General features: G+C 71.2%; 16 protein-coding genes. 5 read left to right on the forward strand and 11 right to left on the reverse strand.

Going from position 1 to position 14,129, the window contains the following annotated elements; genetic code table 11:
* Position 1 precedes the first annotated feature (1 nt).
* The 7 genes from V6V47_RS07890 to V6V47_RS07920 all read right to left on the reverse strand — a co-directional run bounded on the left by V6V47_RS07890 (position 2) and on the right by V6V47_RS07920 (position 4,426).
* Positions 2-580, reverse strand: a complete 579-nt coding sequence (locus V6V47_RS07890; RefSeq protein WP_334627406.1) for a TetR/AcrR family transcriptional regulator — start codon at positions 578-580, stop codon at positions 2-4.
* Positions 581-584: 4 nt separating this feature from the next.
* Positions 585-1,145, reverse strand: coding sequence for a carboxymuconolactone decarboxylase family protein (locus V6V47_RS07895; protein ID WP_334627407.1), 561 nt, complete (start codon positions 1,143-1,145; stop codon positions 585-587).
* Positions 1,146-1,174: 29 nt separating this feature from the next.
* On the reverse strand, positions 1,175-1,546 hold the full coding sequence (locus V6V47_RS07900; protein WP_334627408.1) for a hypothetical protein: 372 nt from the start codon (positions 1,544-1,546) through the stop codon (positions 1,175-1,177).
* Between the two features lie 146 nt (positions 1,547-1,692).
* On the reverse strand, positions 1,693-2,334 hold the full coding sequence (locus V6V47_RS07905; RefSeq protein WP_334627409.1) for a dihydrofolate reductase family protein: 642 nt from the start codon (positions 2,332-2,334) through the stop codon (positions 1,693-1,695).
* Positions 2,335-2,424: 90 nt separating this feature from the next.
* Entirely contained in the window at positions 2,425-3,159 is a 735-nt protein-coding gene (locus V6V47_RS07910; RefSeq protein ID WP_334627410.1) for a VOC family protein, read from the reverse strand.
* A gap of 56 nt (positions 3,160-3,215) precedes the next feature.
* A complete protein-coding gene (locus V6V47_RS07915) occupies positions 3,216-3,746 on the reverse strand; it encodes a hypothetical protein (protein ID WP_334627411.1) in 531 nt (176 codons plus the stop codon).
* A 68-nt stretch (positions 3,747-3,814) separates the two neighbouring features.
* Positions 3,815-4,426, reverse strand: a complete 612-nt coding sequence (locus tag V6V47_RS07920) for a dihydrofolate reductase family protein (protein ID WP_334627412.1) — start codon at positions 4,424-4,426, stop codon at positions 3,815-3,817.
* A 161-nt stretch (positions 4,427-4,587) separates the two neighbouring features.
* On the opposite strand from V6V47_RS07920, the gene V6V47_RS07925 reads away from it, so the two are divergent.
* Complete coding sequence (locus tag V6V47_RS07925; RefSeq protein WP_334627413.1) at positions 4,588-5,565, forward strand: aldo/keto reductase; 978 nt, start codon at positions 4,588-4,590, stop codon at positions 5,563-5,565.
* A 107-nt stretch (positions 5,566-5,672) separates the two neighbouring features.
* Here the strand turns inward: V6V47_RS07925 and V6V47_RS07930 are convergent, their stop codons facing one another.
* From V6V47_RS07930 to V6V47_RS07940, 3 genes are all read right to left on the reverse strand, one after another.
* Positions 5,673-6,416 carry a YqjF family protein gene (locus V6V47_RS07930; RefSeq protein ID WP_334627414.1) on the reverse strand — a complete coding sequence of 248 codons (744 nt, stop codon included), beginning with the start codon at positions 6,414-6,416 and terminating at the stop codon, positions 5,673-5,675.
* Positions 6,417-6,464: 48 nt separating this feature from the next.
* The gene (locus V6V47_RS07935) at positions 6,465-7,019 is read right to left on the reverse strand and encodes a hypothetical protein (RefSeq protein ID WP_334627415.1); all 555 of its coding nucleotides are present in this window, start codon (positions 7,017-7,019) and stop codon (positions 6,465-6,467) included.
* Between the two features lie 113 nt (positions 7,020-7,132).
* Positions 7,133-8,215, reverse strand: coding sequence for a winged helix DNA-binding domain-containing protein (locus V6V47_RS07940; RefSeq protein WP_334627416.1), 1,083 nt, complete (start codon positions 8,213-8,215; stop codon positions 7,133-7,135).
* A 252-nt stretch (positions 8,216-8,467) separates the two neighbouring features.
* On the opposite strand from V6V47_RS07940, the gene V6V47_RS07945 reads away from it, so the two are divergent.
* The 3 genes from V6V47_RS07945 to V6V47_RS07955 all read left to right on the forward strand — a co-directional run bounded on the left by V6V47_RS07945 (position 8,468) and on the right by V6V47_RS07955 (position 10,949).
* On the forward strand, positions 8,468-9,412 hold the full coding sequence (locus tag V6V47_RS07945) for an RNA polymerase sigma factor (RefSeq protein WP_334627417.1): 945 nt from the start codon (positions 8,468-8,470) through the stop codon (positions 9,410-9,412).
* A gap of 114 nt (positions 9,413-9,526) precedes the next feature.
* Positions 9,527-10,411 (forward strand): alpha/beta fold hydrolase, encoded by an 885-nt coding sequence (locus V6V47_RS07950; protein WP_334627418.1) that lies wholly within the window; start codon positions 9,527-9,529, stop codon positions 10,409-10,411.
* Between the two features lie 76 nt (positions 10,412-10,487).
* Entirely contained in the window at positions 10,488-10,949 is a 462-nt protein-coding gene (locus V6V47_RS07955; protein WP_334627419.1) for a DUF5709 domain-containing protein, read from the forward strand.
* 57 nt (positions 10,950-11,006) lie between these two features.
* Here V6V47_RS07955 and V6V47_RS07960 read toward each other — a convergent pair whose 3' ends face one another.
* A complete protein-coding gene (locus V6V47_RS07960; protein WP_334627420.1) occupies positions 11,007-12,587 on the reverse strand; it encodes a DHA2 family efflux MFS transporter permease subunit in 1,581 nt (526 codons plus the stop codon).
* Positions 12,588-12,987: 400 nt separating this feature from the next.
* Here V6V47_RS07960 and V6V47_RS07965 point away from each other — a divergent pair, with 400 nt between their 5' ends.
* On the forward strand, positions 12,988-14,124 hold the full coding sequence (locus tag V6V47_RS07965) for a CaiB/BaiF CoA transferase family protein (RefSeq protein ID WP_334627421.1): 1,137 nt from the start codon (positions 12,988-12,990) through the stop codon (positions 14,122-14,124).
* Positions 14,125-14,129: the final 5 nt, after the last annotated feature.

The raw sequence follows: 14,129 nt of genomic DNA on the forward strand, positions 1-14,129 counted from the left end.
GTCAGGGTCGGAAGGCGTTCAGCACCATGTCCGCGTACCGACGCCACACCGCCGGGTCCCGCTGGTCCAGCACGATCAGTTGGCGAACCGGCCCGCAGAGGACGATCCGGATGTCGAGCTGGCTGGCGTCCGGGCGGATCCGCCCGGACGCCGCCGCCGCGGTGACCAGTTGCCCGATCAGATCCAGGATGCGGGCCGCGGGCACCAGCCGGCCGTCGAAGAAGGCGTCCGCGAGCACCCGGTCGCGCGCGAGACGGTCGAACAGGTCGGGGACAAAGGCACACAGCTCCTGGTACGCGTCGGAGCCGTCGAGCGCCGCGCGGGTGCGCTGCTCCAACTCCTGGAACTGGTGTCGCGCCACCGCGACGATCAGGTCTTCCTTGCTGGGGTAGCTGCGGTAGACCGTGGCCCGGCCCACGCCGGCCCGCTCCGCCACCTGCGGCACGGTCACCTGCAGGCCCTGCTCGGTGAAGAGCTCCCGGGCGGCCGCGATGACCCGCTCCTGGTTGCGCCGAGCGTCCAGACGCCGAGGGGAGGCGTCCGGCTCGTCCGGCGCCTGGAGACCGTCGAGCGCAGGCATGGTGTCAGTCTGCCCGGTCGGTGTCGGGCGCCGACACCTGCCCGTCGGCGTACACCTTGGTGAGCTCGACGTTCAGCACGGTGCAGACCCGGCCGAACGACCAGTAGTAGCCGACCACCTGGAGCACCTCGACGATCTCGCGCTCGGTCAGGAACTGCCGCACCTGGTCGAAGAGGTCGTCGGCGACACGGGGTCGTTGCACCACCTCGGCGGCGAACCGGATGAGCGTGCGGTCGTACGGCGAGAGGTGCGGGCTGTCGAGGTCCCGGCCGCTGATGATGTCCCGGGTGCGCTGGTCGACACCGGCCTCCTCGGACATCGGGGCGTGCTGGGCCGTTTCGAACTCGCAGTCCGTCCACTCGGCCACGGTCAGGATGACGATCTCCCGCGAGCGGGCGGGCAGCTCCAGTGCGGTGAACTGCGTCCTCGCGAGCTGGACGAACGGTTTCACCGTGCCGACCGAGTGGGCCAGCATCTTGACCAGCGGGTCCGGCGGCAGCGTGGAGAGGAAGTCGCGGACGTCGTCCGGGGCGGCACTGGGGTCGGGGTCGGCAAGGCGGGGCATGGTCTTCTCCGTCGGTTCGTGGAGGTCGGTCAGCGGGCGTCGTCTGAGGGGACGTCGAATCCCGTCTCGCTGAGGTGCCGGAACCGGCCGTCCTCGGCGTACTCGCCGAAGATCGCGATCTCCCGCTTGGCGGTGGATCCGTCGACCATGGTGATCTCGAAGACGTGCCGCTCGGCGTAGCGGGTGCCGTCGCGCAACTCGTCGAGCACGGTCACCGTGCCCCGGGCGAGTTGGCTGCGCGTCCGCGCCACCATTTCGGCGAACTCGGCCCGGTTGAGCGTCTCTCCGTCGCTGCGGTGCGTGTAGTCGGGGGCGTAGAACATGTCCAGCGCCTCGTTCACGTCGAGCGTCTGCTCGAAGGCCACCGCACGGAGCGCGTCGCTGATCCGTACCTGGGTCATGGCTCGGGAACTCCTTGGTCGTCGCCGGCTGGATCCGGACTCGCAAGTCCGGATGGTGACCACCGTACCGGACTCATGAGTCCGGAACGGTGGAGTCGGCGGCCCCGGTGGCGCTTCTCACTGAACACCGCAACCCGCGGGCGCGATCACCCCTGCGCGGCACCGTGATCGGGTGCGCTCATGTCGCCCGTCCCGGGCGTGCCGTCGACGAGCCCGTAGCGCAGGTAGACGGTGCCCTTCGGACTGGCCACCGGCGGCTCGAGGAGTGTCACGTTGGTGGGCACCGCGCCACCCTCGAACACCTTCTTACCGACGCCGAGCACGATCGGGTGCACCCAGAGGTCGAGACGGTCGAAGAGCCTCTCGCGCAGGAGCGTCTGCACCAGGTTCAGGCTCCCGACGACCTTCACGTGCTCGTGTCGGTCACGAATCTCCCGCACCGCGCCGGCCAGATCCGGGCCGAGCTGCGTGGAACCGGCCCACGAGAGGTCGGCCCCGCCGCGGGAGGCCACGTACTTCGGGACCCTGTTGAAGAGCGTGGCGATCTCGTCGTCCTCGCCGCCCTCCTGGTGCGGCCAGTAGGCGGCGAAGATGTCGTACGTCCGCCGGCCGAGCAGGAGGGCGTCCGTGCCCTCGTACGCGGCGAGGACCTGCGCCCCGGCGACCTCGTCCAACAGGGGTGCCTGCCAGCCGCCGAACGGGAAATCCGCCGGGTCCTCGTCGGGCGCGCCCGGTGACTGCGCGACGAGGTCGAGGGTTGCGAACAGCTCAATGTGGATGAGGCCCATGTCGTGCTCCCGATGAGGTGGTTGCGCCTGGACGCAGGCCCGGCACTCTCCGCTCACGATAGATCACAAACCGCCTCCAGACTGGGAGGGTCAGCCTGGGGTGAGGAGGCAGAACTCGTTGCCTTCCGGGTCGGCGAGGACCGTCCAGGGCACATCGCGGCCCAGCTCGACGGCGGTGGCGCCGAGAGTCCGCAGTCTGGTGGCCTCGGCCTCCAGGTCGTCACCCGGGTACGGGCGCACGTCGAGATGGACGCGGTTCCACACGGTCTTCGCGTCGGGTGTGCGGATGAACTCCAGATATGGGCCGACACCCTTGGTGGAGCGCAGCACCGCGTGGTGGTCGGTCACCTCGTGCAGGGTCCAGTCCATGGCCTCGCCCCAGAAGCGGGCCATGGCCCGCGGATCTGCACAGTCGACCACCACCGCAGCGATCGGTCCGGTGTCCTGGTAGACCGGTCGGGGCTCCAGCACGCAGAATTCGTTGCCCTCCGGATCGGCCAGGACCGTCCACGGGACGTCGCCCTGGCCGACGTCGGCGGGCGTCGCGCCGAGATCCTTCAGGCGCGTGACCACCTCCGCCTGATGGGCCGCCGAGGTGGTGGCGAGGTCGACGTGCACGCGGTTCTTCACCGTCTTGGGTTCCGCATAGACGACGAGGTCGATGCAGACAGCGACGGGGTCGGGGTAGACGAAGCCCTCGGGTTCGAGGTTGGTCACGCCGGGTCCCTCGCTGGAGACTCCCCAGCCGAGCGCCGCCGCCCAGAAGCCGCCCAGCGCGGAGTCGTTGCGAGCCTTCATGTTGATTTGCACGAGCCTCGTTGCCATGTCGACGATGCTATGCCTGCGCCGAGTCCGCGGTGCACCCGAGACTGGTGGAGGTGTCAGGGCACTATCGCGTACAGCCGGTCGGTCGGGTCGACCACGGCGTTGAGCCGCGCCCCGACCGTCAGGGCGGAATCGTCCTTACACCGCGAGGTGGACTCGAACGGCTCGAACCCGGGCCCGCTGATCAGCAGGGTCAGCTCGGTCCCGCTCTCCTCGCCCAACGAAATGGGCCGCACCGCGGTGATCTCGGCGGTGGCGGTCACGCCGGCCGCCTCCAGCCGGCGCAGGTCCCGCTGGGCCCGTTCGTGCAGTCGCGACTCGCGCCTGGCGAGCTTGACGCAGGAGATCGTGACCCCGACCCCGGCGACGCCCAGGATCCAGCGGTTCATGGTGGTTTCGCTGGTCGCGAGGAAGACGGCCGCATAAGCCAGAAACGGGCCGATCAGCAGCAGCGGGGCGCCCAGGAACCAGAGCACCCCGCGCAACAATCCACTGGAGGGAAGATTCACCTGACGCGGCCCGGAATCGGTGCCCGCCCCGGTGAGCGCGCTTCGTCCGGGCGCGTATCCCCTCGGCACGATCGGCATGGCGCCACCCTAACTTCGTCCGTCGGCGAACGCGAGATCGTCCACCTTCATCGCTGAGCCCAGAAGGCTCAGAAGAGGACGCTGCCGTACGACGGACGGCCCGTCGGCGCATAGGTGGCGTAGACGACGCCCGCGTCGGTGGTGCTCGACCCGGTCAGCTTCAACCCGGCTGGGGCAGCCCCCTCGGCGAAGAGCCGCTTTCCCTGGCCCAGAACGACCGGAAAGATCAGCAGACGGTACTCGTCGACCAGGTCGGCCTGCTGGAGAGTACGGAGCAGGTCACTGCTGCCCTGCACGAGGATCTCGCCGTCGGTGCGCTGCTTGAGCGCGGCGATCGTCTCGGCGGCATCGCCCACCAGGACCTCGGTGTTGCGCCACTCGGCGGTCATCGGGCTCCGCGTCGCGACGTACTTCGGCATGCTGTTGATCTTGGCGCCGCCGTCCTCGTCGGACACCTTGGGCCAGTGCGACGCGAGAATGTCATAGGACCGCCGGCCCAGCAGCATGCCGTCCGCGCGGTCGAGCATCTCACCCATGATCTGGCCGAACCCCTCGTCCACGTGCGGCGGCAACCATCCGCCGTGCGGGAAGTCGTTCGAGTCGTCCTCGCCCGGGCCACCGGGGCCCTGCATGACGCCGTCCAATGACACGAAGGTCCCCACCACCAGCTTGCTCGGCACGCCCGACTCCCTTTCAGACACACGGCAAAGACAACGGTCAACGCCCCGGACCCTACTCGGCGGTGACGCTGCGCGGGTGCCGGCCGCACACCGCGCCGTCGACCCACTTCACCGCGTATCCGGCCGGTGACCCTCGATCCTTCGGCCGTAGCGTGGGGCGCATGCGAACCACCACGCTGGGCAGTGCAGGCCCCCAGGTCGGCGTCATCGGCCTCGGGTGCATGGGCATGAGCCACGGATACGACATCACCGGCCCCCGGGACGACGACACGTCGATCGCCGTCATCCGGGAGGCCCTGGACCTGGGCGCCACCCTGATCGACACCTCGGACGTGTACGGGCCGTACACCAACGAGGAGCTGGTCGGCCGGGCGTTGGCCGGCGGTCACCGCGAGCGGGCGGTGCTGGCGACCAAGGTCGGCCTGGTGGCCACCTCCCCGACCGGCGGCCCCGGCAACTCGCCGACCATCGGCAACAACGGGCGTCCGGAACACATCCGCGCGGCGATCGACGCCAGCCTCCGGCGGCTCGGCACCGACCACGTCGACCTCTACCAGTTGCACCGCGTCGACCCCGACGTGCCCATCGAGGAGTCCTGGGGTGCGATGGCCGAGGTCGTGGCGGCGGGCAAGGCACGCCACCTGGGCCTGTCCGAGGTGACGGTAAGCCAGATTCAGCGCGCCCAGGCGGTGCACCCGGTGGCGTCGGTGCAGTCCGAGCTGTCGCTGTGGACCCGCGACCCGCTGGCCGAGGTGCTGCCGTACTGCGCCGAGCAGGGCATCGCCTTCCTGCCGTTCTCCCCGCTGGGCCGTGGTTTCCTCGCCGGCCGGTTCACCTCGTTCGACGATCTGCCCACCGACGACTTCCGGCGTGGCCTGCCGCGCTTCCAGCAGGACGCGCTGCGCGCCAACCTCGCCATCGTCAGCCGGGTCCGCGAGATCGCCGACCGGGCCGGCGTCAGCCCCGCGCAGGTCGCGCTGGCCTGGGTGGTCGCCCAGGGCCGCTACGTCATCCCCATCCCCGGCACCAAGACCCCGAAGTACCTGGTGGACAACTCGGCGGCGGGCGACGTGCAGCTCAGCGCGGAGGACCTCGCCGACCTCGACGCACTGCCGGCACCCGAGGGTGGCCGCTACTGAGGAGCGCCGCCGACTGAGGAGCGCCGCTGCCTCATTGGGATGGATCACCACGCGTAGGGCGTCCTAGGATACTAGTGAGGGCCTCTCGGCTGACCGGGGGCGGGTGCCTACCCGGTCCCGGTCAGCCGGACCGGTGGGCCGAACCGCACCCCGACGCCGGGCGAGTACAGCACGCTGACCGGCGGCTCGGCCGGCGCCGGCAGCCCAGCCGCCGCCACCAACTCGTCGTCCAGGTGCAAGAGTTCGGCTCGGCGCAAGGGCCAACGCGGGTGCCAGTTCGGCAGGTGCAGCGTGCGCCCGTACGCCCGGGTGTGCAGGCCCCAGCGGGCCGTGACGAAGTGTTCCAGCGGGGTCGGGTCGGCGATCGACTCCCCCACCCGGACGACCATCCGGCTCGTTGTGCCGGCCGGGCCGGGCCAGCGGCGTCGGCAGCGGTAGGTGAGGCGGTCGCCGTCGCGGTCCAGCCGCATCGAGGACCAGAGGTACGGCAGTCGGAGCGTCGCCTGTGCGACCAGCACCGGGACCAGCCGGGACGCGTCGAGCGACCGGAAGACCACGGCCCTCCGGCCGGTGTCGTCCACCGAGTACAACCGGACGTTGGTCTCCCAGAACGTGCCGAAGTACGGAATCCCGGGCCCACGGCCGAAGCCCAGTCCGACCATCCGGAAGCCGATCAGGCCGACGTGGCTGACCCCGTCCAGGGTGTCCGGGTGGGTCCCGGCGGGCAGCAGCGGCGCGACGACCTCCGGTGCGACGGCCCAGTGCAGGAAGGTGAGATCCTGCCAGCGCTGCCGCAGGATCGCCGGGCCGAACGCCTGCCGGGGCGCGAAGTCGACCGGCTCGATGTCCACACCCTCATCATGCACCGGTGGAGCGCCGCGCCGGCGCCGCCCGCACGCTCAGGGAAGATCCACGAGTTGCGGTGGCACCTCGCAGGTCAGGCCGACCCGGTTCATCCGGTCGACGATCGGCCGCCCATCGGCGGTCGGCACCTCGAAGTGCGGGTCGCCGCCGGCGGACAGCGCATCGGCGTACCGCTCGCGGGCGGCGACGAGGCTCTCCCAGTCGGTCAGCCAGTCGGTGGTCGGCAGGTCGTCCCGCAGCCGGTCGCTGCCCAGGCTCCGCACCTGCGCGACCATGGCGGTCACCGCCGTGTCCTGCTCACGGAGCGAGCGCACCCGGGCCGCGGGGGTGGCCCCCGGTGACACCGCCGTCGCCACCACCGTCGCCCGCATCGAGGCACAGGCCCGCTCCGCCACCTCGCTCACCTGCGGACTGTCGATCAGCTCGATGCGGTCGTGGTTGGCGTACATCCAGAAGCCGGCGACGCTGACACCGACGCACCCCAGGGCGAGGACCCCGACGATGGTGGCGCCGACGACGATCCAGGCCACCGTGCCGCCTCTCCCCTGCCGGCCGGGCCGGGGGTGCGCGGTGGCGGGTGGCATCGACACCAGGCCATCGTGACAGTCACTCGCAACGTCGGCGGCTACGCGTGCGGGCCGACGTCGACCGTGCCGACGGTCAGCGACGGCGTGCCCTCCAGGATCTGACCGACTAGCTCGACCTACTCGGCCAACGCGCGCCGTCGGCCGGCGCTCAGCGCCCGTAACGGCTCGACGGTGACGTGGATCGTGCGGCCGGAGCGACGGTGGTGCCACACACCGGCAACCGTGCCGTCGACCAGCAGGACCGGAAAGTTGCCGGCCTGGCCACGGGCCAGCGCCCGCTCGGCGGCGGCCCCGGGGTAGAGCCGGTCACGCGGGTGGCAACCGATCACGTACGCGTCGAAGTAGGGCAGCAGCCGCAGCCCGGACGGCCGGTCCTCCGCGAAGTCGGTGTCACCGGCCGCCACCCACGCCCGGGTGCCCTCCACCGTGACCGGTGTCAGGTCCACCGAGTCGAACAGCTCCGCCGCCCAGGGCGTGGGGACCGACAGCCATCGGGCGAACTGCGCCGGGGTGGCCGGCCCGTACGCGTACAGGTAGCGCCGGACCAGCTCGGCCAGCGCCGCGGGGCCGGCCATCGGCGTGAACCCGGGCAGCCAGCGGGCCGGGCTGGTGTAGGTGGCGGCGCGGCCTCGGGTCGGGCCGAAGCAGAGAACGCCGGCCCGGGTAGCGGCGGCCATCGCGGCGATCCACCGTGGCCACTTGTCCTGAAACGCGTCCATGACCCGCTCGCCGGCCCAGGAACCGGTGCGGGCGACGACCTGCTCGGTCAGCTCGGCGGTGGTCAGCTCGGCCTCGGCCAGCGCGGCACCGATGGCCGCGAGCACCTGCTCGGTCTGCTCGGGGGTCAGCAGGTCGCGGCCCTGTTCGAACGGCGGGGCCGGCGTCGCGGACAACGCGCCGGTCCACATCGGCAGGTCCACGGCGGCGAGCAGGTGCACGGTCCCGCGGGGGCCGCGCGTCTTGACCAGGGACCGGTCCGTCCAGAGCGCCTGGCGCACCGCGCTTCGGGTGGCGCCCGGAACGCGCAGGCCGACGGACAGCTCGGCGGCGGAGGCGACCTGGGCGTGCGCGCCACACATCGCGGACGCCACCGTGGCGATCGCGGCGGTGGCCGGCTCGGGGCCGGGTGGGGTCGAGGCCGAGAGCGCGTGCCGTTCCAGGCGCCGGGCGCAGACCTGCGGCCAGCTCAAATCGGTCACCGCGAGCCCTCGGCAGGGACACAGCCGGCCACCAGGGGCCGATTCGTCGCCAGGATGTCGGTTGACGTCATGCCGGCCACGCTATGACGGACGCACGTCAGTTTCCGGCATTCCCCACCGGGCATCCGGGCCTGCACGGTGGCCCAACGGGTCATCCGCTGGCCGCCGTAGGCTGGATCTGCTGGGTTACCAGACCGAATCGGTCGACACGTCGCAGAGCGGTCAGATCAGGACTCACAGGGGGAATCGGGCGTGGCGCAGGGTGACGCGGAGCTGGTCCTGCTCGCGCAGGCCGGAGACGCGGCCGCGTTCGGTGTGCTGCTGGCCCGCCACGAGGCCGGGATGCGGGCGGTCGCGCTGAGCCTGCTCGGCTACGGCCCGGACGCCGAGGACGCGGTGCAGGACGCGATGGTGGTGGCGCTGCGCCGCATCGGCGACCTGCGTGACCCGTCCGCGGTCGGCCCCTGGCTGCGGACCATCGTGCGCAACAACAGCCGGATGGCGCTGCGAGGGCCCGCGCCGCTGCCGGTCGCCGATCCGGAGTGGTTCGCCCGCCCCGCGGACACCCCCACGCCCGAGGAGGCACTGGACCAGGGCGCGATGCGCGACTGGGTGTGGCACGCCATCGGGCAGCTCTCCGAGGCCGACCGGATGGTCACGCTGCTGCGGTACTTCAGCGACGCCTCCTCGTACGAGCAGATCGCGGCCGTGTGCGGCGTGCCGGTCGGCACCGTCCGCAGCCGCCTCAGCCACGCCCGCAACGCCCTCGCCGGCGGCCTGCGGGCGGCCGCGGCCGCGGCGCACGCCGACGTCACGGCGGCGAACGACGCCCGGTGGCGCGAGGGCCAGGACATGATCGCCACGGCGATGCGCGGCGACTTCGACCGGGTGGTCCGCGAGAGCTGGTGGCCGGACGCCCAGATGATCGTGCCGGGTGGGCCACGCGGCGGCACCGAGTTGGCGATCCGCGGCATGACGAGCGACCTGACGGCCGGCGTACGACAGCGGCTGCGCAACGTCGTGGCCAGCGGCGACGTGCTGATCTGGGAGACCGACCTGATCAGTCCGCCGGACGACCCGGAGCACTGCCCTCCGGCGGCGCTGTGGTTGCAGGTGCTGCGCGAGGGGCGCGTGCGACAGTTCACCCTCTTTCACCCGATTCCCGGTCGCGAGATCCGCCAGCCGGCCCTGGTCTGAAAGAAACTCTCCCCGCCGGGCGAACTTTCCGGTCGGCCCCCGCATCTGGTTCGCGTCCCTCACCAGTTGCCGTGTCGGCACTCGCCGCACGGGTCATGCATCGGGAGATCAGTCATGGGTTCCACCAGCCACGACGTCGACGTTCTCGCTCCGGGTACGCACGAGTTCACCATCGGTGGCGTCGCGCAGGTCTACCACGTCGCCGGGGCCGGCCCGGTGTGCGTGGTGCACTCCGGCGGGCCCGGTATCGAATGGGCCTACCTGCGGATGCCGAGCCTCGAAGAGCACTTCACCATGGTGTACGTCGAGCCCGTCGGCACGGGCGCGTCCGGTCGGCTCGAGAACGCCGCCGACTACCGTCTCGACACGTATGTCCGGTTCCTACACGCCGTCGTCGACCACCTCGGCACGCCCCGCGTGTATCTCCTCGGGCACTCGCACGGGGGCTTCGTCGTCCAGCGGTACGCGCTGGCGCACCCGGACCGGATCGCCGGTCTCGCGCTGTACGACACCTCGCCGGTCACCGGCGCCGAGTTCTGGGCCGAGGCGATGGCCGGGCTCACCGCCTACCCGCAGCGGCACCCCGACCGGCCGGAGGCCGCGGCGATCCCGGCCGCCTTCCAGCAGGCGGTCACCGCCACCGACGACGAGTCGCTCAGCGCCGGCCTGCGCACGGCCCTCCCGGTGTACTTCGCGGACTTCTGGGGCCACCAGGCCGAGTTCGCCCCACTTCAGGCGGCCGTGCGCGCCTGGGCGGCACCAGCCGGCGCGCAGGACCCCACACCGTTCGACGTACGGAGCGACCTCGGCGAGATCACCGTGCCCGCCGTCGTGATCGTCGGAGCGCACGACTTCATCTGCGGGCCCCGTTGGGCCGAGCAGTTGCACGCGGGCCTCAAGGACTCGCGCCTGGTGGTGCTGGAGCACAGCGGGCACTTCGGGCATGTCGAGCAGACGGCGGAGTTCACCGAGGCCGTGGTGGAGCTGTTGCGGCGCTGATCACCCTCGGCGTGCGGATCCGCCGGACGGTCCTAGGCTGGTCGGATCGCTGCACCGTAACGAGGAGGAGACCGCCGTGAGCCAGACCGAGCGGATGGATTCCGTCGAGGAGTGGAACGTGGCCGAGGACGACGGGGTGCTGGACGCCTCCGACACCCTGGACGACGACCGCGTCAGCGACCCGCTGGACACCGGCATCGTCGCCGAGGATCAGTGGAGGGGCGCCAACCGGTTCGGCACCACCCCCGCCGAGGAGCGGGCGGGCGAGTCGCTGGAGCAGTATCTCGCTCAGGAGGAGCCGGACACCGACCCGTACGCCGAGGGCGGCGACGACGAGGACGAGCTGACCCGTCGGGGGTACGAGCGCGAGGCGCGCGCGGGCCGACTCGTCGCCTACGACGAAGGGCTCGGCGAGGACCAGGAGGCCGAGTCGGTGGCCTGGGACGCCGGGATCGACGCGGGTGCCGCCAGCGCGGAGGAAGCCGCGGTCCACCTGGTCGAGGACCCCGACGGGCCCGGCGACGGTCCGTTGCGCTGACGCCACGCCGCCGCGCTCACCACCTCTCGTGGTGCTGAGCGCGGCGGGCGGGGTCGATCAGTGCATGACGACAGGCGTGGCCAGCTCGGCCTGCTGGTCGTCGAGCGGCTGCGCGGGCTGGCGTCGGCGCGGCAGCAGGGCGGCCGGGATGAAGGTGAGCAGCACCAGCGCGAACGCCACCCAGAACGTGTGGCCGAAAGACTTCGCGGCGAACTCGAGCCCACGCTCGATGACCGACGGGTCCACCGGCATCTGCTGGAGCAGCTCCGGCTTCTGCTGGGCGGCGATGGCCAGCCCCGCCTCGGTGATCGGCTTGCCGCTCGAGTCCACCGCGCCGGGGATCGGCCGGGAGCCGTTCAGCTCGTTGGTCAGGATCACCGACATGACGGCGGCACCGACGGACCCACCGATCTGCTGCAGGATGTTGACCAGCGTCGAGCCACGGGCCACCTCCTGCGCCTGCAACGTCCGCAGCGCCGACGTCATGATCGGCATCATCGTGCCGCCCATGCCCAGGCCCATCACGAACAACGAGCCGCCGAGCAGCCAGTACGAGGTGCTCGGGTCGACCTGGGTGAAGCTGAAGAATCCGACGACGATCAGCGCCAGCGCGAACGGGACGGTGCGGCCGATGGGCACCCGGTCGGCCAGCGTGCCGGCGATCGGCATGGTGATCATCGCGCCGATGCCCTGCGGCGCCATCAACAGACCGGCGGCCAGCGTCGACTCACCACGCACCTGCAGGAAGTAGCTCGGGAACAGCAGGCCGGCGCCCATGAACGCGATGATGAACACGAACAGCGTCATCGAGGCGATGGTCAGGCCGCGGTTGCGGAACAGCCGCAGGTCGAGCAGCGGGTGCCGGGGCTTGAACGAGTAGAGCACGAACGACACCACCAGCACGGAGCCGACCAGCATGGGTGCCCACACCTTGGCCTCGGTGAACGTGCCCGCCTCCGGCAGGGAGGACACGCCGTAGAGGAACAGGGCGAGCCCTGGCGAGAGCATCAACATGCCGAGGAAGTCGAACGATTCCGATGGCTCGGGGGCGTCCTTCGGAAGCGCCATCTGCGCGTAGATGAGCGCGACCACACCGATCGGCAGGTTGATCAGGAAGATCCAGTGCCAGCTCGCGGTGTCGATGAGCCAGCCGCCGAGGATCGGGCCGCCGATGGGGCCGAGCAGCATCGGGATGCCGAGGACGGCCATCAGCCGGCCGATCCGGTGCGGGCCGGCCGCCCGGGTCATGATGGTCATGCCCAGCGGCATGAGCATGCCGCCGCCGAGGCCCTGCAGCACGCGGTAGCCGATCAGCTCACCGATCGAGTCGGCCGTGGCGCAGAGCCCGGAGCCGATGGTGAACAGGGCCAACGCCACCATGTAGAGGCGCTTGGTGCCGAACCGGTCGGCCGCCCACCCGCTGATCGGGATCACCGTGGCCAGCGCCAGGGTGTAGGCGGTCATCGTCCACGCGACGCGGGCGTAGGTCGCGTCGAACTCGTTCTGGAACGTGGGCAGCGCCACGCTGACCACCGTCACGTCGAGGATCGACATGATCGCGCCGAGGACGACGACGCCGGCCACCTTGAGCACCGCGGCGTCGAGTTTGTCCGATGTCGCGACAGATTGCTGTGTCACTAACTCTCCTGTAGTCGATTGAGCCGGCCAGAGGTGGGCGGTGGCGGCGACGCCGCGCCTACCGGGCGCGGGCGCGACCTGCCAGGGCAGCGACGCGCGGAGGCAGACTAACTGCCGATTGTGACGGTTCGCCGCCGGATTCCGTGACCGCACGGCCGCGCATCCGAACGGCCCTCCTTTTACAGCCACTCGTCGGGGTGGTGATCAGTCAGCAGACCCGGCCAGACGGGTCGCGGTCCGGATCAGCCCGGACCGCCGGATACGTGCCGTCGGCCGGCGCGGCGGGGCATCGGCAGGCTGGGCAGCGCGGTGCGGTCGACGGCAGCCGGGGCGCAAGGAGCGCAGGACGTCGAGGCAAGCTGTTCGGGCGGGCACGGGTCCGCGCAGAACGGGTGGTGACATGACTCAGCAATCGGCGGGGCCGTTGGCCGGCCTGCTCGTGGCGGACTTCTCCCGGATCCTCGCCGGGCCGTACGCGACGATGCTCCTGGCGGACCTGGGCGCGCAGGTGATCAAAGTGGAGAGTCCCGGTGGTGACGACACCCGCACCTGGATGCCACCCACCCGCGAGGGCATCTCGACGTACTACCTCGGCATCAACCGCAACAAACGCTCGATCGCCCTCGACCTGAAGCAGCCGGACGACCTGACCATCGCACAGGAGTTGGCCCGCCGCGCCGACGTGCTGATCGAGAATTTCCGACCCGGCGGCCTCGCCCGGTTCGGCCTGGACTACGACACCGTGGCCGCCGGCAACGAGACGATCGTGTACGCGAGCATCAGCGGATTCGGCACCGGCGCCGGCCGGGACTTCCCCGGCTACGACCTCATGGTGCAGGCGATTTCCGGGCTGATGAGCCTCACCGGCGACCCGGACGGCCCGCCGTACCGCGCCGGCATCTCGGTCTTCGACGTGGTGGCCGGGCTGCACGCGAACATCGGCATCCTCGCCGCGTTGCACCACCGGGGCGCGACCGGGCAGGGCCAGCACGTCGAGGTCAACCTGCTCAGCTCGGCGCTGTCCGGTCTGGTCAACCACTCCAGCGGCTACGTCGCGGGCGACACCGTCCCGTTCCGGATGGGCAACGCGCACCCGAGCCTCTCCCCGTACGAGCCGCTGCCCACCGCCGACGGCGAGCTGATCGTCATCGCCGGCAACGACGGGCAGTTCCGCAAGCTGTGCCGGGTGCTCGGCCTGCCCGCCCTGCCCGACGATCCACGCTTTCGGCGCAACCAGGACCGCACGGCCAACCGCGATCAGCTCCGACCGCTGCTCGTCGAACGGCTTACCGAGCGGACCAAGGACGAGTGGTTCCGTGACCTGCTCGCCGCCGGCGTGCCCTGCGCGCCGATCAACACCATCGACGGTGGCGTGGCGTTCGCTCAGGATCTGGGGCTCGACCCGGTGGTCGCTGTCGGCGACGTGCCCGGGATCCGCAACCCCATCACCTTTTCCGACACACCCGCCCGGTACGAGCTGCCGCCGCCCGGGCTCGACGAACACGGCGAGGAGATCCGCGCGTGGCTGAAGAGCTGAGCTTC

It is taken from the genome of Micromonospora sp. CPCC 205539, from assembly GCF_036906815.1.
GTDB lineage: Bacteria > Actinomycetota > Actinomycetes > Mycobacteriales > Micromonosporaceae > Micromonospora.

Excerpts from the sequence above, each read along its gene's own strand:
- V6V47_RS07910 (WP_334627410.1), bottom strand. The coding sequence starts at position 3,159 with ATGGCAACGAGGCTCGTGCAAATCAACATGAAGGCTCGCAACGACTCC.
- V6V47_RS07900 (WP_334627408.1), bottom strand. The coding sequence starts at position 1,546 with ATGACCCAGGTACGGATCAGCGACGCGCTCCGTGCGGTGGCCTTCGAG.
- V6V47_RS07950 (WP_334627418.1), top strand. The coding sequence starts at position 9,527 with ATGGGTTCCACCAGCCACGACGTCGACGTTCTCGCTCCGGGTACGCAC.
- V6V47_RS07965 (WP_334627421.1), top strand. The coding sequence starts at position 12,988 with ATGACTCAGCAATCGGCGGGGCCGTTGGCCGGCCTGCTCGTGGCGGAC.
- V6V47_RS07895 (WP_334627407.1), bottom strand. The coding sequence starts at position 1,145 with ATGCCCCGCCTTGCCGACCCCGACCCCAGTGCCGCCCCGGACGACGTC.
- V6V47_RS07925 (WP_334627413.1), top strand. The coding sequence starts at position 4,588 with ATGCGAACCACCACGCTGGGCAGTGCAGGCCCCCAGGTCGGCGTCATC.
- V6V47_RS07915 (WP_334627411.1), bottom strand. The coding sequence starts at position 3,746 with ATGCCGATCGTGCCGAGGGGATACGCGCCCGGACGAAGCGCGCTCACC.
- V6V47_RS07905 (WP_334627409.1), bottom strand. The coding sequence starts at position 2,334 with ATGGGCCTCATCCACATTGAGCTGTTCGCAACCCTCGACCTCGTCGCG.
- V6V47_RS07890 (WP_334627406.1), bottom strand. The coding sequence starts at position 580 with ATGCCTGCGCTCGACGGTCTCCAGGCGCCGGACGAGCCGGACGCCTCC.